Annotated in this window: 23 protein-coding genes, 4 tRNA genes and 1 pseudogene; 5 read left to right on the top strand and 23 right to left on the bottom strand. The window is 64.7% G+C overall.

Translation table 11 applies throughout. The annotated features are described in order from the left end of the window. Together GGR61_RS04285 and GGR61_RS04290 are read right to left on the bottom strand one after the other, a co-directional pair. Positions 1-762 (bottom strand): sulfurtransferase, encoded by a 762-nt coding sequence (locus GGR61_RS04285; RefSeq protein ID WP_184620574.1) that lies wholly within the window; start codon positions 760-762, stop codon positions 1-3. Between the two features lie 35 nt (positions 763-797). Next, on the bottom strand, positions 798-1,163 hold the full coding sequence (locus GGR61_RS04290) for a DUF6164 family protein (protein WP_184620575.1): 366 nt from the start codon (positions 1,161-1,163) through the stop codon (positions 798-800). Between the two features lie 61 nt (positions 1,164-1,224). On the opposite strand from GGR61_RS04290, the gene GGR61_RS04295 reads away from it, so the two are divergent. Further along, positions 1,225-1,656: an FKBP-type peptidyl-prolyl cis-trans isomerase gene (locus tag GGR61_RS04295; protein ID WP_184408869.1), complete on the top strand. Its 432-nt coding sequence runs from the start codon at positions 1,225-1,227 to the stop codon at positions 1,654-1,656. 11 nt (positions 1,657-1,667) lie between these two features. Next, a complete protein-coding gene (locus GGR61_RS04300) occupies positions 1,668-2,930 on the top strand; it encodes a TIGR03862 family flavoprotein (protein ID WP_184620576.1) in 1,263 nt (420 codons plus the stop codon). On the opposite strand, the gene GGR61_RS04305 is transcribed toward GGR61_RS04300, so the two are convergent. Continuing rightward, the gene (locus GGR61_RS04305) at positions 2,914-4,206 is read right to left on the bottom strand and encodes a nucleotide sugar dehydrogenase (RefSeq protein ID WP_184620577.1); all 1,293 of its coding nucleotides are present in this window, start codon (positions 4,204-4,206) and stop codon (positions 2,914-2,916) included. The genes GGR61_RS04300 and GGR61_RS04305 overlap by 17 nt on opposite strands. A 144-nt stretch (positions 4,207-4,350) precedes the next feature. Here GGR61_RS04305 and GGR61_RS04310 point away from each other — a divergent pair. Together GGR61_RS04310 and GGR61_RS04315 are read left to right on the top strand one after the other, a co-directional pair. Beyond that, positions 4,351-4,434 (top strand) — tRNA-Leu (locus GGR61_RS04310). Positions 4,435-4,523: 89 nt separating this feature from the next. Beyond that, the gene (locus GGR61_RS04315; RefSeq protein WP_260286881.1) at positions 4,524-5,342 is read left to right on the top strand and encodes a 4'-phosphopantetheinyl transferase superfamily protein; all 819 of its coding nucleotides are present in this window, start codon (positions 4,524-4,526) and stop codon (positions 5,340-5,342) included. 128 nt (positions 5,343-5,470) lie between these two features. Here GGR61_RS04315 and GGR61_RS04320 read toward each other — a convergent pair. The 13 genes and pseudogenes from GGR61_RS04320 to GGR61_RS04380 all read right to left on the bottom strand — a co-directional run. Further along, a tRNA-Gly gene (locus GGR61_RS04320) sits at positions 5,471-5,546 on the bottom strand. Positions 5,547-5,628: 82 nt separating this feature from the next. After that, positions 5,629-5,702: transfer RNA gene (locus GGR61_RS04325), tRNA-Cys, on the bottom strand. A gap of 69 nt (positions 5,703-5,771) precedes the next feature. Beyond that, positions 5,772-5,847, bottom strand: a tRNA-Gly gene (locus GGR61_RS04330). A gap of 36 nt (positions 5,848-5,883) precedes the next feature. Then, positions 5,884-6,516, bottom strand: a complete 633-nt coding sequence (gene pgsA, locus GGR61_RS04335) for a CDP-diacylglycerol--glycerol-3-phosphate 3-phosphatidyltransferase (protein WP_184620578.1) — start codon at positions 6,514-6,516, stop codon at positions 5,884-5,886. Next, positions 6,516-8,372 carry an excinuclease ABC subunit UvrC gene (gene uvrC, locus GGR61_RS04340; RefSeq protein ID WP_184620579.1) on the bottom strand — a complete coding sequence of 619 codons (1,857 nt, stop codon included), beginning with the start codon at positions 8,370-8,372 and terminating at the stop codon, positions 6,516-6,518. The genes pgsA and uvrC overlap by 1 nt, the downstream gene beginning before the upstream one ends. Beyond that, positions 8,369-9,787, bottom strand: a complete 1,419-nt coding sequence (locus GGR61_RS04345; protein ID WP_184620580.1) for a hypothetical protein — start codon at positions 9,785-9,787, stop codon at positions 8,369-8,371. Before GGR61_RS04345 ends, uvrC begins: the two co-directional genes overlap by 4 nt. A 23-nt stretch (positions 9,788-9,810) precedes the next feature. Then, on the bottom strand, positions 9,811-10,275 hold the full coding sequence (locus GGR61_RS04350) for a low molecular weight protein-tyrosine-phosphatase (RefSeq protein WP_184620581.1): 465 nt from the start codon (positions 10,273-10,275) through the stop codon (positions 9,811-9,813). Beyond that, positions 10,272-11,051, bottom strand: coding sequence for a 3-deoxy-manno-octulosonate cytidylyltransferase (gene kdsB / locus GGR61_RS04355; RefSeq protein ID WP_184408193.1), 780 nt, complete (start codon positions 11,049-11,051; stop codon positions 10,272-10,274). The genes GGR61_RS04350 and kdsB overlap by 4 nt, the downstream gene beginning before the upstream one ends. A gap of 323 nt (positions 11,052-11,374) precedes the next feature. Further along, entirely contained in the window at positions 11,375-12,412 is a 1,038-nt protein-coding gene (gene lpxK / locus GGR61_RS04360) for a tetraacyldisaccharide 4'-kinase (protein WP_184620582.1), read from the bottom strand. Continuing rightward, positions 12,409-14,178, bottom strand: a complete 1,770-nt coding sequence (gene msbA / locus GGR61_RS04365) for a lipid A export permease/ATP-binding protein MsbA (protein WP_184620583.1) — start codon at positions 14,176-14,178, stop codon at positions 12,409-12,411. The genes lpxK and msbA overlap by 4 nt, the downstream gene beginning before the upstream one ends. After that, entirely contained in the window at positions 14,175-14,639 is a 465-nt protein-coding gene (locus tag GGR61_RS04370) for a biopolymer transporter ExbD (RefSeq protein ID WP_184408190.1), read from the bottom strand. The genes msbA and GGR61_RS04370 overlap by 4 nt, the downstream gene beginning before the upstream one ends. 3 nt (positions 14,640-14,642) lie before the next feature. Then, the gene (locus GGR61_RS04375; RefSeq protein ID WP_184620584.1) at positions 14,643-15,305 is read right to left on the bottom strand and encodes a MotA/TolQ/ExbB proton channel family protein; all 663 of its coding nucleotides are present in this window, start codon (positions 15,303-15,305) and stop codon (positions 14,643-14,645) included. Beyond that, positions 15,199-17,730 (bottom strand): annotated as a pseudogene (locus GGR61_RS04380) (DNA internalization-related competence protein ComEC/Rec2); the annotation flags it as partial. The gene GGR61_RS04375 and the pseudogene GGR61_RS04380, both read right to left, overlap by 107 nt. A gap of 336 nt (positions 17,731-18,066) precedes the next feature. Between GGR61_RS04380 and GGR61_RS04385 the strand changes: the two are divergent. Beyond that, positions 18,067-19,131, top strand: a complete 1,065-nt coding sequence (locus GGR61_RS04385; protein WP_184620586.1) for an SDR family oxidoreductase — start codon at positions 18,067-18,069, stop codon at positions 19,129-19,131. A gap of 219 nt (positions 19,132-19,350) precedes the next feature. On the opposite strand, the gene lolD is transcribed toward GGR61_RS04385, so the two are convergent. The 7 genes from lolD to sdhA form a co-directional block, all read right to left on the bottom strand. Beyond that, entirely contained in the window at positions 19,351-20,085 is a 735-nt protein-coding gene (gene lolD, locus GGR61_RS04390) for a lipoprotein-releasing ABC transporter ATP-binding protein LolD (protein WP_184620587.1), read from the bottom strand. Then, complete coding sequence (locus GGR61_RS04395; RefSeq protein ID WP_184408185.1) at positions 20,078-21,319, bottom strand: lipoprotein-releasing ABC transporter permease subunit; 1,242 nt, start codon at positions 21,317-21,319, stop codon at positions 20,078-20,080. The genes lolD and GGR61_RS04395 overlap by 8 nt, the downstream gene beginning before the upstream one ends. A 23-nt stretch (positions 21,320-21,342) precedes the next feature. Beyond that, entirely contained in the window at positions 21,343-21,795 is a 453-nt protein-coding gene (locus GGR61_RS04400; protein ID WP_184620588.1) for a hypothetical protein, read from the bottom strand. Next, a complete protein-coding gene (locus GGR61_RS04405) occupies positions 21,746-21,994 on the bottom strand; it encodes a succinate dehydrogenase assembly factor 2 (RefSeq protein WP_184408183.1) in 249 nt (82 codons plus the stop codon). The genes GGR61_RS04400 and GGR61_RS04405 overlap by 50 nt, the downstream gene beginning before the upstream one ends. Positions 21,995-22,085: 91 nt before the next feature. Then, on the bottom strand, positions 22,086-22,868 hold the full coding sequence (locus GGR61_RS04410; RefSeq protein WP_184408182.1) for a succinate dehydrogenase iron-sulfur subunit: 783 nt from the start codon (positions 22,866-22,868) through the stop codon (positions 22,086-22,088). A 16-nt stretch (positions 22,869-22,884) separates the two neighbouring features. Continuing rightward, the gene (locus GGR61_RS04415; protein ID WP_184620589.1) at positions 22,885-23,094 is read right to left on the bottom strand and encodes a hypothetical protein; all 210 of its coding nucleotides are present in this window, start codon (positions 23,092-23,094) and stop codon (positions 22,885-22,887) included. A gap of 3 nt (positions 23,095-23,097) precedes the next feature. Then, positions 23,098-24,888, bottom strand: a complete 1,791-nt coding sequence (gene sdhA / locus GGR61_RS04420; RefSeq protein ID WP_064630110.1) for a succinate dehydrogenase flavoprotein subunit — start codon at positions 24,886-24,888, stop codon at positions 23,098-23,100. Positions 24,889-24,908: the final 20 nt, after the last annotated feature.

The following is a 24,908-nucleotide window of genomic DNA, read 5'->3' on the forward strand; positions in this document are numbered from 1 at the left end:
TCAGATTTTTCCCGTCTCGGTACTGCGCTCGGCATCGACCAGCGGACGCAGTTCGGAATCGACTGCGACACGTTCGTCGAAGACAAAGCAGCGGCCCTCATAGCCTTCGCCACCGACTTCTTCGAAGTAGCCCAGGATGCCGCCTTCCAGTTGCAGCACGTTGTCCATGCCATCGGCCTGCATCCACAACGCGGCCTTTTCGCAGCGGATGCCGCCGGTGCAAAAGCTGACCACAGTGGCATCGGCCAACCCGGCGCGGTGTGTCTGCAGCGCGTGTGGCAGGTCGGTGAACTTGTCGATCGGCAGCGTCAACGCGCCCTGGAACGTACCGTATGCCACTTCCTGCGCGTTGCGCGTGTCCAGCAGTACCAGCGGGCGGCCGCGATCGTCCCGCCCGTTGCGCATCCACTCGCGCAGCACGGCGGGCGTCACCGTCGGCGCACGGCCCTGCAGCGGAGACGCATCGTCCCGGCGGAAGCTGATGATCTCCGGCTTGACCTTCACCTTGAGCCGCGCGAACGGCTGCAACGCGCTCAGGCTGTACTTGATGCGCATCTGCGCAAAGCGTTGGTCTGCCTGCAACCAAGCGTAGAACGCGCCGATCTGCCCGGCATCGCCTGCCAGAAACAGGTTGATGCCCTCTTCGGCCACCAGCACCGAGCCCTTCAATGCCTGCTGCTCGGCATGCGCAAGCACGGCGTCGGCAAGTTGCTGTGGGTTCTGGATGGTGACGAACTGGTAGGCAGCGGTATTGGTGATCATGCGGCTATTTTAAGCCGATGCCGCCGCAGGTGCGATCAGCCGCGCAACAGCAGAAACGGCAGCAATACCAGCGACGCGACCACCAGCATCCCGATCAGCGTGGCGATCACGAACAGCGGACGCCTGCGCAGCAGCGCACCGAAGGTTTCGGCAGTGCCGGACGCGAGCGCTGCCTGGCGCTGTGCACGTGCGACCGTGCCGCGCCGGGCCTGGTACGCATCCATCACCGCCTTGGCGCGCGGGTAGTCGGCATCGTCGCTGAGCCAGATGCCACCAGCGGAGATGCCCCAATTGCCGGGCCGGGTTTCGTAGATCTGCACGAGATGCTCGCGCATCAGCGCCCGCACCTCGTCGGCTTCGTCATCGGGAACATTGCGCAGATTGAGCAGCAGCTTGGCCATGGGCGCGATGATACCGGGAGCCAGGTGCGATAATGGCGCACTTCCTTTGACGGACCATCCCATGCGCCTTCTGTTGACGCTTTGTGCCGCGCTGCTGCTCGCAAGCTGTGCGCCTGCCCTGCCGCCGTCCGGGGGCACCATCGCCACGTTCGAGCGGATCGACCGCAATGTCGGCTCCGGCGCAGAAGCCACACCCGGCGCGATGGTCACCGTGCACTACACCGGCTGGCTGTACGACGAAAAAGCCGCCGACAAGCATGGCAAGAAGTTCGATAGCTCGGTCGATCGCGCCGAGCCGTTCCAGTTCGTGCTGGGCGGCCACCAGGTGATCCGCGGTTGGGACGATGGCGTGGCCGGCATGCGCGTGGGCGGCAAGCGCACCCTGATGATTCCGCCGGAGTACGGCTACGGCGATAACGGTGCAGGCGGGGTGATTCCGCCCGGCGCGTCGCTGGTGTTCGATGTGGAATTGCTTGGCGTGCAGCCGCGCTGAGTGCCGTTGCAATGACGGACGTGAGCAAGCGACGGCTGGCGGTGATCGGCGGCGGGCCGGCTGGTTTGATGGCGGCCGAGGTGGCATGTGCGGCAGGTCTTGCGGTGGATCTGTACGAAGCCAAGGGATCGGTCGGTCGCAAGTTCCTGATCGCCGGCAAGGGCGGCTTGAACCTCACCCATTCCGATCCAATGCCGCTCTTTGCGCAGCGTTATCGTGAACGTACCGATGCTGTCGCATCCTGGTTGCAGCAGTTCGATGCGCAAGCGCTGCGCGCCTGGGCGCGTGATCTAGGGGTGGACACCTATGTCGGCAGCTCCGGACGGGTGTTCCCGATGGATCGCAAGGCGGCGCCGTTGTTGCGTGGCTGGGTGCGACGACTCAAGGAACAGGGTGTGGTGTTTCATGTGCAGCATCGCTGGCTTGGGTTGAGCGATGACGGTACGTTGCGCTTCGACACACCAACCGGTGACATCCAGCGCGTTGCAGGCGCGGTGGTGTTGGCGCTCGGTGGCGGCAGTTGGCCGCAGCTTGGCTCGGATGGTCTGTGGCAAGCGCCACTGCAGCAACGCGGCATCGCGGTTGCGCCCTTGGTGCCGGCCAACTGCGGTTTCGACATCGACTGGAGCGCGCATTTTGTGCAGCGGCATGCCGGTGCGCCGCTCAAGCCGGTGGTGGCGCATTGGCAAGATCGCCATGGCGTGCAACACGAACTGCAGGGCGAATGCGTGGCCACCGCCACCGGAATCGAAGGCAGCCTGATTTATGCGGTGGCTGCAGACTTGCGAGAGCAGATCGATGCGCAAGGCGTGGCCGAACTTGGCCTGGATCTGGTGCCGGGACGTTCCCTTGAGCGCGTGAGCGCCGAACTGGACAAGCCGCGCAAGGGACGGAGTTTTAGCGAGCATTTACGCCGACAGGTCGGCATCGACGGCGTCAAGGCCGCACTGCTGTACGAACACCTGGGCAAACAGGCCGGCGACGATCCTGTGCAGGTGGCACGCACGCTCAAGCAGTTACCGTTGCGCTTGCTCAGGCCGCGCCCGCTTGCCGAGGCGATCAGTTCGGCCGGCGGCGTGCGGCTGGAAGCGCTGGACGATGGGCTGATGGCGATCGCACAACCTGGCGTGTTTTGCGCCGGAGAAATGCTCGATTGGGAGGCACCGACCGGCGGCTATCTGCTGACCGCCTGCTTCGCCAGCGGATTACGTGCCGCACATGGCGCGGTGCACTGGCTGCAGCAGCAAGACGGGTGCGTTACAGACGATCGTTGACCGCTTCGCGCGGCCAGACCGATTTGACGTCGTAAATCACCGCGCCCGGTTTGCCCAACGCGGCGATGCGCTGGGCGTCGTAGTCGCGGTACTGCGCATGCGCCACCGCCAGCACGACCGCGTCGTAGGCACCTTCGTCCACAACCTCGCACAGCTGCACGCCGGCATGCTGCAGGGCTTCTGCCGGGTCGGCCCACGGGTCACAGGTATCGACCTGCACGCCCGCAGCTTGCAGCAACTGCACCAGTTCCAGTGCACGGCTATTGCGTAGATCCGGGCAGTTCTCTTTGAAGGTTGCGCCCAGCACCAGCACCCTCGCCTGCGCGAGCACCACGCCGCGCGTGGCGAGCATGCCGCAGACACGCTCGGCCACGTGCCGACCCACGCGATTATTGACCTGCCGCGCGGTGTGGATCAGGTCCGGGTGATAGCCCACGCTCTCGGACTTGTGCATCAGGTAATACGGATCCACGCCGATGCAGTGGCCGCCGACCAGCCCGGGCCGGAATGGCAGGAAATTCCACTTGGTTCCGGCCGCTTCCAGCACATCCAGCGTGTCAATGCCGAGCTTGTCGAAGATCAATGCCAGCTCGTTGACCAGTGCGATGTTGACGTCGCGCTGGATGTTTTCGACCACCTTGGCAGCCTCGGCCACGCGCATCGACGGCGCGCGCCAGGTACCTGCGGTGATGATGCTGGTGTACAGCGCGTCGATCGCGTCGGCAGCTTCTATGGTGGAGCCGGAGGTGATCTTGCGGATATCGCGCAAACGCCGCTGGCGGTCGCCCGGATTGACGCGTTCGGGGCTGTAGCCGCAGAAAAAATCGTCGTTAAAACGTAGCCCCGATGCGGCTTCGAGCAAGGGCACGCAGACTTCTTCGGTGGTGCCCGGATAGACGGTGGATTCGTAGATCACCAAGTCGCCCGGCTTCAGGGCTGCAGCGATCAATGTCGTCGCGCTACGCAGCGGCTGCAGATCCGGTTGCTCGAAGCTGTCGATCGGCGTCGGCACGGTGACGATGAAGATGCTGCATGTCGCCAGATCGGCAGCGTTTGCGCTGTAGCGCAACTGTGTTGCAACGGCCAACTCGGTGTCGTCCAGCTCCAGCGTGGCATCGTGGCCCTCGCGCAACTGTCCGACCCGCTGCACATCGATATCGAAGCCCAGCGTGTCGCGCCGCTCACCGAATGCAACAGCCAGCGGCAGACCGACATAGCCCAGCCCGATGACGGCGATGCGTGACTGAAGCGGGGCGAGAAGCGTGGTGCTGGACATGCGGTTCCTTCGGTCGCGCGCGGTCGGTTACCGCGCAGCTGTGCGGCGGCAGCATAGCGCAGGCGGCAATCCAGCCGTCAGTGCAGCAACGCCCCCCCGCATGGAGATTCACAATCGGCGCGCAATCAGGCACGCTATCGCTATGCCCGGGTGGCGAAACTGGTAGACGCAAGGGACTTAAAATCCCTCAGCTGCAAGGCTATGCGGGTTCGATTCCCGCCCCGGGCACACGCTTCATCCATCTCCATTGGTTGGCACGAAGACGTTGGCACATGTCGCTAGGACAGCTAGGTCGGACTAAGTTGGAGACGTCGAGGATGTCCACGCGAGGCGACCAGCCCGATGACAGCCTGCAGTTCGCCATGTTGACCAGGGGCCTGCCTCCGGCCGGCGATCAAGGCATCGCTTCGATCGAGGCATTACGCGCGCGTTGGCAATATGCCCTGCCCTGCCTGGACGGCGGCAGATTGATCGTGCAGATGCTGGCATTCGAACTCGAGCAGTTTTCGCTCGAAGCATTTGGTATCTGCAACATCGCATGCCCTGACACGATTGCGCGTAGCGTTCGCAAACGCCAGGCCGAGTATTTCTTCGGCCGGCTGGCTGCGCGACAGGCCTTGCAGCATCAGGGATTGATCGCCGCCGGCACGTGTCCCGACATCGCCACCGGCAGCTCGCGTGAACCGCTATGGCCGGCGCAGGTGATCGGCAGCATCTCGCACACCAATCGCCTGGCTGCGGCGGCGGTTGCACCACTTGGCAGATGGCGCGGTATCGGCATCGATCTGGAGCACGTGGTCGGTGCTGACGCACGCGAGGCGTTGTTGAGCACTGTCGTAGACAGCTCGGAGCTGGCGTTGCTGCAGTCGATCTGCGCGTCCACCAACGTGCCGCTGGAAGTGTTGCTGACCATCGTCTTCTCTGCCAAGGAGAGTCTGTTCAAGGCGAGTTTTTCTGCAGTAGGCCGCTACTTCGATTTTTCCTGTGCCCACTTGGTGGCACTGGATCGCGTTGCGGGGCGGGTCCGTTTTCAGCTCAGCGAGCAGCTATGCCAGGATCTACCAAGCGGTCATCTGTGCGATACCGGTTTCGGTTTTGTAGATCCGCAGACAGTGATCACCTATCGAATCTGGTGAATCCGGCCGCATAACGTCGAGGCACGGCCGCGGAAAATAAAGTGCATGCACAAACATGGCATAACAAAAAAGGGCCGAAAGGCCCTTTTAAGTGATCCACTGAACCCTGAGATTCAGTCATTCTGATTTGGAGCGGGAAACGAGACTCGAACTCGCGACCTCAACCTTGGCAAGGTTGCGCTCTACCAACTGAGCTATTCCCGCGTGGAGCAATATTCTACAGCGTGTCAATTCAATGCGCTAGCCCCATTCATCTCGCTGGATGCAGGAAACCGCGCATGTGGTATGGAGGCCTGGGCCGGAATTGAACCGGCGTACGCGGATTTGCAGTCCGCTGCATAACCACTCTACCACCAGGCCGAAACGTCAACCCCAAGGCGTCCTGCCTTGAAAACAACGAGACCCCGGAGGTGGGGTCTTGTCTCTATCTGGAGCGGGAAACGAGACTCGAACTCGCGACCTCAACCTTGGCAAGGTTGCGCTCTACCAACTGAGCTATTCCCGCTTGGGAGGCGAAATTCTACAGCGAACAGGATAGCTGTCAACTGTTGCTTTCGATTTTTTTCGGCTTATTGCTGATTGCTGCTTTTTCATCGGCGCGCAGGCTCGGCCATGCGGCCTGCAGGTACTGAAAACCAGACCACAATGTCAGCAGCGCGGCGATCGCCAGCGTCCAGTAACCGGCGCGAAAAATCAGATTGCCGAACCAGATTTCGTGCGTGGGCATCTGCCCCGGCGTGACCGAATACAGCAGGCACAACAGCGCGACCATCTGCGCGGTGGTCTTGATCTTGCCGATCGCCGCCACGCGCACCTTGGCACGCTGGCCGATCTCGGCCATCCACTCGCGCAGCGCAGAGACGGCGATTTCGCGGCCCACGATCACCGCCGCCCAGAATGCCATCCACGGTGTCGGGTGGCCCTGCACGATCAGGAACAACGCCACGGCGACCATCAGCTTGTCGGCCACCGGGTCCAGAAACGCGCCGAAGGCGGAATACTGGTGATACCGCCGTGCGACCCAGCCATCCAGCCAGTCGGTGATGGCAGCCAGCCCGAACACGCCGGCAGACGCGAAATTGGTCCACGTGTACGGCAGGTAGAACACCACGACCAACACCGGGATCATCAAGATCCTCAGCAGTGTCAGCCACGTGGGGATGGTCAACTTCATTACGGACTCGACTCGCCTGCCGCATCGGGAAGCGCCAGCCCGTGCAGGTTAGCGTAGATTCGCGCGGCAAGTGCGGCATTGACCCCCTCCACCCGCGCGATCTCGGCTTCGCCGGCGGCCTTGAGACCGACCAGCCCGCCGAAATGCTTGAGCAGGCTTGCGCGACGGCGCGGGCCGATGCCGGGGATATCCTCCAGCTTGCTGGTCATGCGCGCCTTCTGGCGGCGACCACGGTGGCCGGTAATGGCGAAGCGGTGGGCTTCGTCGCGTACCTGCTGAATGAACTGCAGCGCCGGCGATGCCGCGCCCGGGCGCAGTTCGCGGCCGTCGGCCAGGATCAGCGCCTCGTGCCCCGCCCTGCGCTCCTCGCCCTTGGCCACGCCGACCAGCAGCACGTTCTCGATGCCCAGATCGGCCAGCGCGCCCTTTGCCTGCGCCAGCTGGCCGGCGCCGCCGTCGATCAGCAACACATCCGGCAGCACACCGTTCTCTTCCACCGCACGCCGAAAGCGCCGTTCGATGGCCTGGCGCATTGCGGCGTAGTCGTCACCCGGCGTGATCCCGGAAATATTGAAGCGCCGATACTGACCGCGCACCGGCCCGCTGGCATCGAACACCACGCACGAGGCCACCGTCGCCTCGCCCATGGTGTGACTGATATCGAAACACTCCACCCGCTTGACCTGCTCGGCCAGCCCCAGCATCTCGCGCAGCGCTTCACTGCGTGCGTGTTGCGCGCTCTGGCTGGTGAGTTCGGTGACCAGGGTCAGCTGTGCGTTGCGCGTGGCCAGCAGCAGATAGCCGGCACGCTCGCCGCGCACATTCCACTTCAACGCTACCTTGTGCTCGGCGGCGCTGCTGAGTGCGGCTTCGATCAATTCGGAATCGGGAATTTCGCGATCGAGCAGGATCTCGCGCGGCGGCGAATGTTCGGCGTAGTACTGCGAGACGAACGCCGCCAGGATTTCGTCGGCACTGTCTTCGCCATTGGTCTTTGGAAAAAACGAGCGCGTGCCCAGATTGCGGCCGTCGCGAAAACTCAGCAGCAAGACGCAGGCATGGCTGGATTGCGTGGCGCATGCGAGCACATCCAGATCGGCCGCACGACCATCCACATATTGGCGGTTCTGCATGCTGCGCAGCGAGGACAGCAGATCGCGCAGACGTGCGGCGCGCTCGAACTCCAGCGCTTCGCTGGCCTGCTGCATCGACTGCATGATCTCTTCGCCAAGCTGGTCGCTCTTGCCTTCGAGAAACATCGTGGCGCGGCGTACCGATTCTGCGTAGTCGGGCGCTGCGACCAAGTTCACGCACGGCGCGCTGCAGCGGCCGATCTGGTATTGCAGACACGGCCGCGAGCGATTGCGGAACACGCTGTCTTCGCAGCTGCGCAGCTTGAACAGCTTGTGCATCAGGCTCAAGGTTTCGCGCACGCCGGTCACGCCGGTGTACGGGCCGAAATAGCGCCCCTGCACCGCGCGCGGGCCACGGTGCAGCGCGATGCGCGGCCAGTCTTCGCGCGTCATTAACACATAAGGGTAACTCTTGTCGTCGCGCAGCGAGACGTTGTAGCGCGGCGACAGCGACTTGATCAGCTGGTTTTCCAGCAGCAGCGCCTCGGCCTCGCTGCGGGTCACGGTGACGTCCATGCGCGCGACTTGCGACAGCATCGAGGTCAATCGTGCGTTCTTCGGCGTGCCGTTGAAATAGCTGCCCACGCGCTTGCGCAACGCACCGGCCTTGCCGACGTACAGCAACGTGTCGTCGCCCGCATACATGCGGTAGACGCCGGGTGCGGTGCTCAGGTGCGCCGCAAACGCCTTGCCATCGAAGTCGGCTTGGGGCCTTGCGTTCATTCGTCTATCGCAACATCACTGAGCACGCCGCTTGCGAGGTCGTACCGCAACACGGCATGGGCGTCGGTTTCGGCGATCCAGACTGCGCCGGCGGCGACCGCCAGCCCGGCCGGGCCATGCAGGCGACGCGGCAGCTCCAGCGTGGTCAGTTCGCCGCCGCCCAGCCGCAGGCAACGCAAGCGGCCGTTGCCGGTGTCGGCGATCCACAGCAGCGGCGAATCGGCCGCCAATGCGATGGCTTGCGGAAACTGCAGACGCGCGGTACCGCGTGGACCGTCCTGGTCGCCGAACTGCCACATGCCCTGCCCGCCCACCAGGGTCTGCACCAGGTCGCCGCGCAATTGCATGGTGCGGATCGAGGAACTCAGCCCGTCGCAGACATAGGCCACCTGCTGCACCGCCGCCAGACCGGCCGGTTGCGCGAATGCGGCGAGATGGCCGCTCCCGTCGCGGATTTCAAGCGCGCCAGTCCCGGCGCGCGCGGTCAACGCAGCGCTGCCCAGGTGGTAACTCCAGATGCGGTTATCGCCGGCCATGGCGATCAGCACCTGGTTGTCGGCAACTGCCAGGCCGTGCGGACAGTTCAGCGCTGAGGCGCCGGCAAACGCCAGTGGCCCCTCGATCGGCTCGCCTGAGCGACCGGTGCCGCAGAGCGTATCCACCTGCCCACTGCCCAGATTGATGCGCCGCAAGGCGTGATTGCCGGTGTCGGCGACGTAAAGCTGGTTACGTTCGATCGCCAGGCCCTGCGGGCGTCGAAATGCCGCTTCGCCGATTCCGCCATCGATGAGATCGGCGGTACCGTGACCGAACTGGCGCAGCACCCGGCCGCCATGCGTGCACTCGAGCACGCGGTGATGGCCGGTATCTGCGACGTAAAGGCGATCTTCGGTGGCAGCCAGCCCGGTCGGGAACCGCAACGCCAGGCGCGGCTCGGGTTCACGCTCGGGCACGCCCTGCAGATCCGCATCGGACGGTGGCTGCTGGCCTTCGCACAAGGCGACCAGCGCTCGGTCCAGATCACTGGTGACGCCCACCAGGCGCTGGCGCTCGCGGCCGTAGGCGTCGATGAGCACCAGCGTGGGCCAGGATTCGATGCCGAAGCGCCGCCAGGTTTCCCAGTCGTTGTCGAGCAGGATCGGCGCACTCACCCCGTGTCCGCGCAATTGCTTGAGCGAGCGTTGCGGCAGGCGTTCGCTGTCGAAACGCGGCACCTGCACCACGATCACCTGCAGCCGCCCGGGGCTGCGCGCCTGCCACTGCGCCAGCTCGGCCAGGCGCTCGGCGCACCACACCGAACTGGCATTGACGAAGGCCAGCACCAGCGCACGCCCACGATGCTCCTGCAGGGTGGATGGCCTGGCGTTGAGCCAGGTGGGAAATTCCGGCAGTTCCTGGGTGAGCTGGGCAGTCATACGGTCATTATGCCCAAGCCCGATCAGCCGTAGGTGAGTCTGGTAACGGTCTGACGCGCAGCCGTATCGACCAGCTGCCAGGCATGCTCGAAGTCATCGGCGCCGCCGGTGTACGGGTCGGGGATCTCGTCGCGTTCGTCCACGCCTGCCCAGGGCAGCCACAACGCGACCTTGTCGCGTGACGCCTCCGGGGCAAGCCGCTGCAGGTCGCGCAGATTGCTGGCGTCGGCGCATAGCAGCCAATCGAAATGCTCGAAATCTTCCGCGCGCAGCTGACGCGCGCGCAAGCCGGAGATGTCCACGCCATGCCCACGTGCGCAACGCACTGCGCGCGGATCCGGGGGCTCGCCGGCATGCCAGTCGCCGGTGCCGGCCGAGTCGACCTCGATCCGCCGCGACAGCCGCGCTTGTTCGAGCCGGGCGCGCAACGCACCCTCGCCCATCGGCGAACGGCAGATATTGCCCAGACACACGATCAAGACCTTCATGCAGCGGCCACGCGGGTTTGCGCGCGCGCCAGGTCGTCGGGCGTATCGATTCCCGGCGGAAACTGCTCCGGGGTCAACGCCACCGCGATGCGATAGCCAGCTTCCATCACGCGCAATTGTTCCAGCGATTCGATGCGCTCCAGCATGCCGGGCGGCATCGCGGCAAAGCGCTGCAGAAACCCTGCGCGATAGGCGTAGATGCCGATGTGGCGCAACCATTGACCATCCTCGGGCAAGCTGTCGCGCTGGCTGGCGAAGCGGTCGCGGTGCCAGGGAATCGGCGCACGACTGAAATACAACGCATCGCCGTCGGTGGTGCGCACCAGCTTGACCACGTTGGGATCGAACAGCTCGTGCGCGCTGTCCACCTGCGCGGCAAGCGTGGCCATCTCGGCGCCGGACTGCAACAGCAGATCCGCGACGGCGCGAATGCCGGCTGCAGGCGCGAATGGCTCATCGCCCTGCAGATTCACCACGCAGGTGTCAGCCTCCCAGCCGGCGATCCGTGCGCATTCGGCAAGGCGATCGGTGCCGGATTCATGCGTTGCGCCGGTCATCGCCACATGCACGCCGGACAGGCCGTCGATCACCTCGGCAATGCGTGCGTCGTCAGTGGCAACCCACACCTCGCGCGCACCGGCCAGCAACGCCCGCTCGGCCACATGCTGGATCATCGGGCGCTCGCCGATCAGTTGCAACGGCTTGCCCGGCAGACGCGTGGAGGCGTAGCGCGCGGGAATGGCGACGACGAAATCGGCAGGAGGTGTGGTGGTCATGCGTGCACGCTCAGGGATGCAGGAAAATTGGAGAAACGAGATAACCGAATCGCATGATGTATCTATGTGATTGAGCGAAGTAGCGGCATTCAGTTGGAGCAGCGATGCGCTACATCAGCACTCGGAGGCCGCTGTACGCACTGCTGCAACCATGCATACCGGCCATCTCGACGGGTCCTTGCCCGCCCACCGTCGCGGGACCTTACGCGGCATGGATGCCGCGTAAGAGCGTACAGGGACGTACTTGCGGCGTATCCCACGACGGTGGGCGGGCAAGGACCCTGCAGCCAAGCAGCAGATCGCCATTGCCAGAAAAACCGCACTCACACACCCTGCCGACTCGCCAACTTGTCCAGGCGATCCAGCAGACTCACCCAGAACGCCGCCGGCAACTCCGCCTTGAGCGGCACGCTGTACAACCACTCGTCGGCAAAGGGCCGGCATTTCACTGCGTCTTTTTCGGTCATCAACACCGGAAGGCGACTACCGAAACTGAAATCGGCGGCGCGATAGACGTGGTGATCGGGAAAGGCATGCGGCACCACGCCGATGCCGCGCGCACGCAGCATGGCGAAGAAGCGTTCCGGGTGCGCGATGCCAGCCACCGCATGCACGCGCTGCCCGGCAAGCATGCTCAGCGGCTGGGCGCGCTTGCCATCCATCGGCTGCACGCTGTCGATGCTCAGACGCATCTGCCATTCACCGAATCCGGCGTCGTCGGGCGCGGGTGTCGCCGCCGTTGCACTGGCCTGCCCGAGATTGACCACGCGGAAATCGCAATCGCTTGCACGTGCGGCCGGTTCGCGCAGCGGCCCGGCAGGCAACAGGCGTCCATTGCCGTAGCGGCGCTGGCCGTCGACCACTTCGATCTCCACATCGCGGGCAAGCCGATAGTGCTGCAGGCCGTCATCGCAGACGACGATGTCGCAGCCCGCCTCGACCAGGGCCCGCGCTGCAGCCACACGATCGCCATCCACGCGCACGCGTGCGCCGGTCTTCCAGGCGATCAGTACCGGTTCGTCGCCGCCGAGCGCCACCGGCGTGTCTGCGTCGACCCACCGCGCGGTGCCGGCGTCGTCGCGTCCATAGCCACGGCTGGCGACGCCGGGCGTCCAGCCCGCGGCTTGCAACTTGGCGACCAAGGCAATCGTCAGCGGCGTCTTGCCGGTGCCGCCAGCGGTGACGTTGCCGACCACGAGCACCGGCACCGGCACGCCGTGGCGCTTGCGCCAGCCGCGGCGATACAGAGCGCGTCGCAGCGCGATGGCAGCCCCATAGACCGGCGCAAGCATGCGCGCCGATAGCGGAATCGGCGCATTGTCGTACCAATAGCCCGGCGTGCGGGCGCCGCGCTTGCTCATGCCTGCCGTTCGCGGAACTGCATGCCGTGCAGGTGCGAATACAGCCCGCCCTGCGCCAGCAATTCACTGTGCGTACCACGCTCGACGATGCGGCCCTGATCCATCACCAGTACCTGGTCGGCATGTTCGATGGTGGACAGGCGGTGCGCGATCACCAGCGTGGTGCGGTCCGGCATCAGCTTGTGCAGCGCGTCCTGCACCAGGCGCTCGGATTCGTTGTCCAACGCTGCGGTGGCTTCGTCCAGGATCAGGATCGGCGCGTCCTTGAGCATCGCACGCGCGATCGCCAGACGCTGACGCTGCCCGCCTGACAGTCGCCCGCCCTTGGTGCCCACGTGCGACTGCAAGCCTTCGGGCAACTGAGCGACGAATTCCATCGCATTGGCGCCCTGGATCGCGCGCTCCAGCTGGCCGGCGTCGGCGCTACGCATCTCGCCATAGGCCACGTTGTCGGCAATGCTGCCGTCGAACAGCATCACCTGCTGGCCAACCAGCGCGATCTGCCGACGCAGATCGGCCAGCGCGTATGCCTGTACCGGATGCCCGTCGAGCAGGATCTGCCCGGCCTCGGCTTCGTAAAAACGCGGAATCAGTTTGATCAGGCTGGACTTGCCGCTACCGGAACGCCCGACAATCGCAGTGACCGTCCCCGGCTGTGCGACGAAGCTGACATCGGCCAGCGCCGGATTCACCTGTCCCGGATAACGCGCGGTGACCTCGCGGAATTCGATCAAGCCCTTGGCACGCGTCAGCGGCACGGCCCCTTGATCCGGCTCGTCGGGGCTGTCGAGCACCGAGAACAGGCGCTCGGCCGACGCCAGGCCGCGCTGCACCATGTTCTGCACATTGGTGAGCTGCTTGAGGCCGGGAATGATGGTCAGCATCGAGGTCATCAGCACCACGAAGTCGCCTGCGGTCAGCCGCCCGGCCAATGCCTGCGCGCCGGCCACGAACAGCAGCGCGGACAACCCGATCGCACCGATCATCTGTACCGTGGCAGTGGAAATGCCACGCGTGGATTCGACCTTCATCGCCAGACGAAGATTGCGGTCGGCCAATGCGCCATAGCGCTCCATCTCGGTCTGTTGGGCGCCGTAGATCTTGACCTCTTGATGACTGGACAAGGTCTGGTCGGCCGCCTGCAACAGATGCGCGCCGCTCTCCTGGATGCTGTGGCTGATGCGGCGATAGCGCCGCGCCACCTTGTCCATCACCCATGCCAGCACCGGCGCGAGCACCAGAATGGTCAGCGTGACCTGCCAGCTATGCCACAGCATCAACGCCAGTGCGCCGATCACCTGCAGCGACTGCTGGATCATCACCTTGACCGCATCCACCGCCGCCTGTGCGACTTGATCGGAGTCCGAGCCCAGGCGAATCAGCATCGACGGCACCGGCTCGGAATCGAAGCGCGACCCCGGCAGGCGCAGATACTTGGACATCACTTTGACGCGCAGATCGCGCGCGATGCTGCGCGCGGATTTGCCCATCGCCATATCGGTGATGTAACCGGCAATCCCGCGCACCACGAACAACAGGATGATCTGCACCGGCAGCCAGCGACTGACCTCAGCGTTCTTGTAGATGAAGGTCTCGTCGGTGATCGGCTTCATCAACGCCAGGAAGCCGGTGGTACCCGCCGCTTCGACCAGCGCGGCAATCAGCGCGGCGATCAGCAGCAGCCGGTACGGCTTGGCGAAGGCCAGCAGGCGACGGTACGTGCGCCAGGACGACACTGGCGCCGGGCGGTCGTTGGAGATTGTCACTGTTGGGTTCCGTTATTGCGTGTCTTGCCGGCAGCGCCGGTGCTACCGGCTTGCGGCGCAGTGGCGATCGCGATACGCCGGAAGCCGAGTTGCCCCAGGGCGTCTTGCGCGGTCACCACGGCCTGATACGGCGTGCGTGCATCGGCGCGCATCAGCACGGTCTGCTCGCGGTCGTCGCCGGCGAGCTGGGCGATGGTCTGCTTGAGCGAATCCACATCCGCACGCAACACCTCCTGGTCGTTGATGAAATAACGCCCATCGGCATTGACCAGCACGCTCAGCGAACGCGGCGGCGCGCTGCTGGGTTGGTCGCTTGCGGTCGGCAACTGCAGTTGCAGTGTGGAACGTGCGTCGAAGGTCGTGGTCACCACGAAAAAGATGATGAGGACAAGGATCACGTCAATCAATGGCACCAGATCGATATGCGGCTCGTCCTGGCGTCGGTCGCTGCCGATACGCATCCGTCAGCCCTTGGCCATGACAGGCTTGGCACCTGCCGCAATCGGTGCTGCAGTGGCCGGCACCGCGCGTCCATCCATCGTATCCAGCAACAGCGTGGCTTCCTGCTCCATCTCGATGATGTAGCCGGCAATGCGTCCCTTGAAGAAGCGATGCGCCATCAGCGCAGGCACCGCGATGATCATACCGGTGGCCGTGCATACCAGCGCCTTGCCGATGCCGCCAGCCAGCTGGTTCACATCGCCCACACCGTGATCGAGGATGCCCATGAACATCTGGATCATGCCGACCACGGTCCCCAGCAGGCCCAGCAACGGGCCGGCGGAAGCGATCGTACCTAACGCGTTCAGGTAGTGCTCCATGCGGTGGACCACATGGCGACCGGTATCTTCGATGCGTTCACGGATCAATTCACGCGGGCGGCCACGCACGTCCAGCGCGGCGGCGAGCAAGGCGCCCAGCGGCGAATTGCGACGCAGCGACTCGATATGGCCGGGATCCAGCTTGCCACGCGCGGCCCAGTTGCGGACCTCTTCGCCTAGACCTGGCGGAGTCACCTCGTTGCGGCGCAGGCTCCACAGACGCTCCAGCACGATCGCCAACGCGATCACGCCCAGCAACAGCAACGGCACCATCGGCCAACCGCCTGCCCTGACCAGCTCCAACACGATTCGATTCCTCCGGCAACGCGGCCGCCTATTCGCTGGGCGATAGGATAGCAGCCGACCGCCGCCGTTCCGCAGCATCCCATAGCCGCCGCTGCCAGCGCCGGCGTTCGCGTACCTGCAGCCCGTCAGCGCCCAGCCAGACCCGGATCGCCCCGGCTTGCGCGGTGTCGAGCAGCTCTGCCCCGCCCGCTTGCCAGCGTTGCACCACCTCGGCGCGCGGGTGGCCGAAGCGGTTGCCGTACCCAGAGGACACCAGCGCCAGACGCGCGCCGGTGGCGGCGATGAAGCCGGCATGCGAGCCGTCTGCACTGCCATGGTGCGGAACGACCACCAGATCGGCGCGCAGTTCCGGTGCATATTCACGCAGCAAACGTCGCTCGACGATCTGCCCGATGTCGCCCGGCAACAGCGCGCTTCCATGCCGCGTCTCGACCCGCAGCACGCAACTGGATTCATTGCGCAAATACGGAAAGCCGGCGCTTGGATGCAGGAAGCGAAAGCGCACGCCGTCCCATTCCCAGTGTTGACCGGCGCCGCAGCGCGTTGTGACGTCCAATGGCGCACCGGGCGGCGCGGACGTCATCGCCACAGGCAGCCCGGCACGCACCGCTGCATAGCCACCGGCATGATCGGCATCGGCGTGACTGAGCACGATCGCATCCAGGCGGCGCAAGCCGAGCGCGCGCAATGCCGGCAGCACTACCCGCTCGCCGGCATCGAACCCGTCGCGCACTGCCGGGCCGGTATCGAACAGCAACGCATGCCGTTGCGTGCGCACCAGCACCGCCAGGCCCTGCCCCACGTCCAGTACCTGCACATCCGCTTCGCCGGCCGCAGGCAGTTCGCGGTCGGGCCAGAGCAGTGGCAGCCACAGCAGCAATGCCAGGGATTTGCCGGGCGTCCCGCGCGGCAGCAACATCCAGAACGCGCCGAGCAAGGCGCAAATCAATGCGATCGCATCGGACTCGGGCACCCACCACAACGCCACCGACGTCTCCCCGAGCCAGACCAGGCCCAGCCAGGTCGACTCGAAGCACCAGCCGGCCAATCGCCATGCCCAGACCCCCACGCCCGGAGACAGCGCTTCAAGCGCAGTCCCCAGCAAGGCGAGCGGCACCACCACGAAGGTCCACCAGGGAATGGCGAACAGATTGGCCAATGGCCCCACCATCGACGCCTGCCCGAACAGGCTGACGGTCAACGGCAGCAGGCCGACGGTGGCGACGGTCTGGGCGGACAAAAACCCCCGCACGACGGTGCGATCATCCGATGGCAGGCACCACACCAGCCACGCCACCCCGGCGAAGCTGAGCCAAAAGCCGGCCACCAGAACGCTCAGCGGGTCCCACAGCAGGACCGCCAACAAGGCCAGCGCGAGGATGTGCGCCGTGCTGGCGCGTCGTCGCGCCACGCGCGCCAATGCGACCACGGCAATCATCAACACGGTGCGCACGGTAGGCAGCGCCAACCCCGCCAACACGGCATAGCCTGCCGCACCCACCAATGCCGCGATCGCGGCCGCATGGAGACGCGGAACCAGCGTGCCAAGGCCGGGCAATAATCGCCAGCATCCCGCAACCAGCGCAGCGACGAATGCGGCGACCAGTCCGACATGGAACCCGGAGATCGCAATCAGATGGCTCAACCCGGTCGCGCGCAGCGTGGCCCAGGCTGCATCGTCCAGCCCGCGCGTGTCGCCCAGCGCAAGTGCGCGCAGATAAGGCGAAGACAGCCCGGGCACGCACTCGGTAATCCGCTGCGACATGCGTTCGCGCCAGGCATCCACGCCGCGCGGTGGAGCGATCTGCCGGGCAGCCGCCGGCGCCCGCACATACCCGGTGGCAGCAATGCGCTGCGCCAGCGCCTGGCGCTCGGCATCGAAGCCACCGGGGTTGCGCAAGCCGCGCGGCGCACGCAACTTGAGTCGGAATTGCCAACGCGCACCCGCGTGCAACGCAGCACGCGGGCCGATACGCTCGGCGCCGAAGTCGTCGTACCAGGCCAACTGCAACAGCTTGCCGCGCAGTGCTGCAGGCTGAGACGGATCGTCATCCATGCGGAGTTGAAAGCGGGTGCGTCGTTGCTCGACGACCGGAAGCCCGACAATCTGCCCACGCACGGCTAGTTCACGCGCTTCGTCGCCGGGGCGCAACTGTTCCTGCAAGGCGCTGACGACCTGCCAGCCCATCAGACCGAAGCCGAAGACAGCAGTTGATATCGCCAGGACCAGCATGATCCGTCGCGGACGCCGCCACATGCTCACACCGAAGCTCAGCGCGCCCAGACACAGGCATGCGGCATAGGCCGCCCGCGACAGCTGCGCGGGCGACCACGCGCAGGCCACCACCCCCAGCAGCAATGCCGCAGCGACCGCCACGGCAGAGACAAGCTGCTGCAAGGGCTCTGCCTGTGTTGATGCATCCATGCTGTCGATTGCTCCTGCCCCTGGTCCAGCCACCGACTCACGCTAGATCAGCGCCGGTGTCGACCACAGCAGTGATTGGCGCATTGGCCAGTAGGAAGAAGGCTGCATCTGCTGTGCTGTATTCGGTCTTCGGCGCGCGCCTGGACCCGGTTGGCTTGCAGCACAGGCCAGCTTGCCTTCACCACGCTTTCCTCGCTGCCAAGGCGCTGGTGCAGGCCTGCAACACGCTGGACAGCACAGTGTGTGCGAGCGACGCACGCACCAGAGCGCCATGCATTCGCCTCCATTTCATGGCTGCCGCGCTATGTTCGCCACTGTTTTTGAGGAGTTCCCCCCATGCGTAAAGGCACTGCATTGATTGTCGGCGTGACCGGCATTTCCGGTTACAACCTCGCCAACGTCCTGGTGGCCGATGGCTGGACCGTCTACGGCCTGGCGCGCCGTCCGCTGGCCCAGGACGGCGTGATTCCGGTTGCGGCCGATCTACTCGATGCCGAAAGCACCAGCAAGGCCTTGCATGGCCTGCCGATCACCCACGTGTTCTTCTGCACCTGGACACGGCGCGACACCGAGCGCGAAAACGTCGAAGCCAACGGCGCGATGATGCGGCATCTGTGCGAAGCGCTGAGCGATGCACCGCTGCAGCACATGGCGCTGGTCACCGGCACCAAACACTACCTGGGCGCGTTCGAGAACTACGGCAGCGGCAAGGCCGAAACGCCGTTCCGCGAAAGCGAGCCGCGCCAGCCCGGCGAAAATTTCTACTACACGCTGGAGGACCTGTTGTTCGCACACGCCGAGCAGCACGGCTTTGGCTGGAGCGTGCATCGCTCGCACACCATGATCGGCATCGCCAACGGCAGCAACGCGATGAACATGGGCGTGACGCTGGCGGTGTATGCGTCGCTGTGCAAGCACACCGGCCAGCCGTTCGTGTTTCCCGGATCGCAGGCGCAGTGGAACAGCCTCACCGATCTGACCGATGCCGGCCTGCTCGGCAAGCAGTTGGCCTGGGCCGGCCTGAGCCCGGCCGCGCGCAATCAGGCCTTCAACACCGTCAACGGCGATGTGTTCCGCTGGCGCTGGATGTGGGGCCAGATTGCCGAGTTCTTCGAGCTTGACGCTGCGCCCTGCCCGGAGACGCCGATGCCGCTGGAAGCGCGCCTGAGCGAGACCGCGCCGGCGGTGTGGAGCGAGATCGCCAAGCAACATGGCCTGGTGGAAGCCGACGTCAGCCGGCTGGCATCCTGGTGGCACACCGATGCCGACCTGGGGCGAGAGATCGAGTGCGTCAACGATATGACCAAGAGCCGCGAACTGGGCTTTGTGGACTTCTACGACAGCCGCGCATCGTTCCTGGAACTGTTCACGCGGCTGCGTGCGCAGCGCATCATTCCCTGATGCATCAGGTCGTCGTCACACGTGACGGCGACCGTTCCCGTCAACGCAGGCATCGACATGACGGTGCTCGCAGGCACTGCATGCTGAGTGAGCATGTTTGTTGCTACATCCGGCCAATCCATCACGCGAATGCATCGGCAACCGACGTCAGGATCTTCAATCTGACATCCAGCGTTCAACACTGCCGAGCCGTCAGCGATTCCGACGGCTCGACACGGTTTACACCGCAGACGGCGCCAACTCGCGCAGCTTGCCCTGATGCAGCTCCAGCACGCGGTCCAGACGCCGCGCCAGACTGCGATCGTGCGTCACCAGGACCAGGCTGGTGCGCTGCGCACGATTGAGTTCCAGCATCAGCTCGAACACGGTTTCGGCGGTCTTGTCGTCGAGGTTGCCGGTCGGCTCATCGCCCAGCACGCAGCCCGGCTTGTTCACCAGCGCACGCGCCACGGCCGCACGCTGACGCTCGCCGCCGGACAACTCGCTGGGCTTGTGCTCGATGCGATGCCCGAGCCCGACCGACTCCAGCAACTGCAACGCCTGCGCCCGGGCGACCGCCACGTCTTTGCCGGACAACAGCACCGGCATCATCACGTTTTCCAGCGCGGTGAATTCCGGCAGCAGATGATGGAACTGGTACACGAACCCCAGCGCCTGATTGCGCAGCTTGCCGCGCTCGGCATCGGACAATGCCGACATGCGCCGACCGGCGACATACACCTCGCCCGAGGTCGGAACATCCAGCCCACCGAGCAGGTGCAGCAGCGTGCTCTTGCCCGCGCCGGAAGCGCCGACGATGGCGACCGTCTCCCCGGTCGCCACCGACAAGTCCAACCCATCGAACACCGGCGTACGCATCTTGCCTTCGGCATAGGTCTTGGCCAGACCCTCGGCGCGGATCACCGCCTCTGCTTGGTTTGGCGTTTGCACGGCCGATTCCCGGTTCTCATTCATAACGCAGCGCCTCCGCCGGCTGCGTACGCGACGCGCGCCATGCCGGATACAAGGTCGCCAGGAAACTCATCACCAACGCGACAACGGTGATCACCACCACGTCCTGGGTCTGCATATCGGTCGGCAACCCGGTGATGTAGTACACGTCCTCGGGCAGCAGCTTGACGCTGAAGATCGTCTCGATCAGCCCAAGGATGCGCTCCAGATTGAGCGTCAGCACGATGCCACCGATCACGCCCATGATCGTGCCCATGAAGCCGATCAGCGAGCCCTGCACCATGAACACCTGCATCACGCCCGCAGGCGACAGGCCGAGGGTGCGCAGGATGGCGATATCGGCCTGTTTGTCGGTCACCAGCATCACCTGCGAAGACACCAGGTTGAACGCACCCATCGCCACGATCAGCGACAGCAGGATGCCCATCACGGTCTTTTCCATCTTCAACGAGTGGTAGAGATTGGCGTTTTCCTGAGTCCAGTCGCTGACCCGGTACGGGCCGTGCAACTTCACCGCCAGATCCCGCGCGACCGGCCAGGCCTGGTCCATGTCATGCAATCGCAACCGCACGCCGGTGACGCCGTCCATGCGCAGCACACGCGCCAGGTCCTGCATATTGACCACCGCCAGACCGCGATCGATCTCGTTGTAGCCCGCCTCGAAGATTCCGCTGACGGTGAAGCGTTTGAGCCGCGGCATCGCGCCCAGCGGTGTGGCCTGGGTGTCGCTGAGCAACACCACGATGTTGTCGCCAACATCCACGCCCAGCCAGATCGCCAGCTCCTTGCCGATGACGATGTTGTAGGAGCCTGGCGTCAGACTGTCGATCGACCCCTGCTGCATCTTCTTGGCCAGTACCGACACCTTGTTTTCTTCGGCCGGCACGATGCCGCGCACGATCGCCGGCTGCTTGCGCGGACCCTGCAGCAGCGACTCGGTTTCGATGTACGGCGCGGCGCCGGCGATGCGCGGATCGGACATGGCGACCTCGACCGCGTGCTGCCAGTCACGCATCGGCGCACCCTCCGCACTCACCGTGGCATGCGCGGCCATCTGCAATAGACGGTCGCGGATCTCCTTCTGGAAACCACTCATCACCGCCAGCGTGGTGATCAGCACGGTCACGCCCAGGGCGATGCCCAGGATCGATGCCATCGAGATGAACGAGATGAAGCCATTGCGCCGCTTGGCACGCAGGTAGCGCAAGCCGATGGCAACCGGGATAGGTTTGAACATGCGGTTCAACCAGGAAAGGGACGCTATGGTGCCACTTGCGGCGGCCGGGACGAAATGGCGTGCGCCCGAGCGGCCAGACGCAGTTCACGTCGTTGCGCTGCGGGCAAGGTATCCGGCCAGAAATGCAGGCGCTGCCGGCGTGTATCCAGTCGCGTCCACGACACCACCGCGATCGGCCCGCGCCATGCGACCTGCAGCCGCTGCACCTGCTCACCGTCAACGCTGGCGGGCGTTGGGCTCCAGGGCACGACCACCTGGCGCACTGGCGAACGCAACAATTGGCGCAGCGCGTGACCACCTGCCAGCAGCGCGTAAACAGACAACAGCGCTTCCAGCCATAGCGGTACTCCGCTACGCCACACCGCCCACAGTGCGAGCGCGCTCAGCAGGCTCAGTGCGCAAACAAGCCCGCGCGAGGGCCGCCATTCAAGCCGGCATGGCGCGAATATCGGCGATGAGTGCGGCGTTGTCGGCATCGGGGCAAGCCTCGTATCCCATGAACCAGCGCCATAACTTATCGTCTTCGCAATCCAGCAGCTGTAGGAAAACCGCGCGCTCTGCCTGGGAAGCCTGCGCCCAGCGTTGGTCCAGATAGCGACCGAACAACTGATCGAGCTCGCGCATGCCACGCCGGCAACGCCAGCGCAGTTTTTTCAGCAGGGTTTCTTCATCCATCTCAGTCTCCACAAACGACAGCGGCACCAGACCAAGGGCCGGTGCCGCTGTAAACCATCTCCACACCAGGGCGGAGCCGCATTGCTTGCGATCAGGCGCGACGCGCCATCATCAACTTCTTGATTTCGGCAATCGCCAGCGCCGGATTCAAGCCCTTCGGGCAGGTCCGCGCGCAGTTCATAATCGTGTGGCAGCGATACAGCTTGAACGGATCTTCCAGGTCGTCCAGGCGCGCACCGGTGTCCTCGTCGCGCGAATCGATGATCCAGCGATAGGCCTGCAGCAGGATCGCCGGGCCCAGATAACGCTCGCCATTCCACCAGTAGCTCGGGCAGCTGGTCGAGCAGCAGGCGCACAGGATGCACTCGTACAGGCCGTCCAGCTTCTTGCGGTCTTCCGGCGACTGCAGGCGTTCGCGATCCGGCGGCGGCGGGGTCTGGGTGCGGATCCACGGCTTGATCGACGCGTACTGCGCATAGAAGTGGGTCAGATCGGGGACCAGATCCTTGATCACATCCATATGCGGCAGCGGATAGATCGGCACCTCGGCCTTGCCGCAGGCAGCAATCGCCTTGGTGCAGGCCAGCGTGTTGGTACCGTCGATGTTCATCGCGCACGAACCGCAGATGCCCTCGCGGCACGAACGACGGAACGCCAGCGTCGGGTCGATCTCGTTCTTGATCTTGATCAGCGCGTCCAACACCATCGGGCCGCACTTGTCGAGATCGATCTCATAGCTGTCGGTACGCGGGTTGGCCTCGCCATCCGGATCCCAGCGGTAGACCTTGAAGGTGCGCGTGTTCTTGGCGCCCTGTGCAGGGTAATGCTTGCCCTTGCCGATCTTTGAATTCTTGGGGAGGGTGAACTCTGCCATAGCTGCTCTCGTTGGCTCAGGCGATGCGCGGTGCGAACGACAACCGCACCGTGCGCATGAAGGTAAAGATGACGGATGCCACCACCGAAGCGGTGGCGCAACGGCCAGCGGCGTGCCGGCGTTGCCCCTGCGTCACGAAGCGACCCGGCTGTAACGGTGCATGATTGCTGTACCCGGACAGGCCGGGCAGCAACGGCAACGCGGAAGCGGATCGATCCATGCGCATCGATTAGTAAACGCGCGGCTTCGGCGGGACCACGTCCACGTCCTTGCTCAGCGTGTACATGTGCACCGGACGGTATTCGAACTCGCACTTGCCCTTGTCGTCGACGGTGACCAGCGTGTGCTTCTGCCAGTTGACGTCGTCGCGGTCGGGGAAATCTTCGTGCGAATGCGCGCCTCGGCTTTCCTTGCGCTGCTCGGCCGAGTTGATCGTCGCTACTGCATTGAGCAGCAGGTTGTTCAACTCGTAGGTCTCGATCAGATCCGAGTTCCACACCAGCGAGCGGTCGGACACCTTGACGTCTTCGAAGGTGGCGAAGATCTCGGCCATCTTGTCCACGCCTTCCTTCAGCGTCTTGCTGGTACGGAACACAGCTGCGTCCGACTGCATGGTGCGCTGCATGTTGTCGCGGATCACCGAGGTCGGCGTAGAGCCGTTGGCGTAGCGCAACTTGTCCAGCAGGCCCAGCGCCTTGTCGCAGGCATCCGACGGCAACGTCTTGTGCGGCTGGTTGGGCTTGACCGTCTCGGCGCAGCGGTTTGCCACCGCACGGCCGAACACCACCAGATCCAGCAGCGAGTTGGAACCCAGGCGGTTGGCACCGTGCACCGACACGCAGGCGGCTTCGCCGATCGCGTACAGGCCAGGCACCACCGCGTCCGGGTCGTCGCCCTGCTTGCGCACGACTTCGCCGTAGAAGTTGGTCGGAATGCCGCCCATGTTGTAGTGCACGGTGGGCAGCACCGGGATCGGCTGCTTGGTCACGTCCACACCGGCAAAGATGTGCGCGCTTTCGGCGATGCCGGGGAGCTTCTCGTTGATGACTTCCGGGCCGAGGTGGGTCAGGTCGAGCAGGATGTGATCCTTGTGCTCGCCGACGCCGCGGCCTTCGCGGATTTCCACGGTCATCGAGCGCGACACCACATCGCGCGAGGCCAGATCCTTGTAATGCGGTGCGTAGCGCTCCATGAAGCGCTCGCCGTTGCTGTTGCGCAGGATGCCGCCTTCGCCGCGCACGCCTTCGGTGATCAGGCAGCCCGCACCGTAGATGCCGGTGGGATGGAACTGCACGAACTCCATGTCCTGCACCGGCAGGCCGGCACGCATCACCAGGCCGCCGCCGTCACCGGTACAGGTGTGCGCGGAGGTGGCGCTGAAGTAGGCACGGCCGTAGCCGCCGGTGGCCAGCACCACGCCGTGGGCGCGGAACAGATGCAAGGTGCCATCGGCCATGTCCAGCGCCAGTACGCCACGGCAGACACCTTCTTCGTCGAAGATCAGGTCGAGCGCGAAGTACTCGATCATGAAACGCGCGTTATGCGCCAGCGACTGCTGATACAGCGTATGCAGCATGGCGTGGCCGGTACGGTCGGCTGCCGCGCAGGTGCGCTGCGCCGACGGGCCTTCGCCGTACTTGGTGGTCATGCCACCGAACGGGCGCTGATAGATCTTGCCCTCTTCGGTGCGCGAGAACGGCACGCCGTAGTGCTCGAGCTCGATGATGGCCGGGATCGCCTCACGGCACATGTACTCGATCGCGTCCTGGTCGCCCAGCCAATCGGAGCCCTTGATGGTGTCGTAGAAGTGATAACGCCAATCGTCTTCGCCCATGTTGCCGAGCGCGGCGGAAATACCGCCCTGCGCCGCGACGGTGTGCGACCGGGTCGGGAAGACCTTGGTCAGGCAGACCGTCTGCAGGCCTTTCTGGGCCAAGCCGAACGTGGCACGCAGGCCGGCGCCGCCGGCACCCACCACGACCATGTCGTACTTGTGTTCAGTGATCTTGTAAGCGGACATCTAATCTGGATTCCTGTTCT

The sequence above is a fragment of the Xanthomonas sp. 3058 genome (assembly GCF_014199765.1).
Classification (GTDB): domain Bacteria; phylum Pseudomonadota; class Gammaproteobacteria; order Xanthomonadales; family Xanthomonadaceae; genus Xanthomonas; species Xanthomonas campestris_B.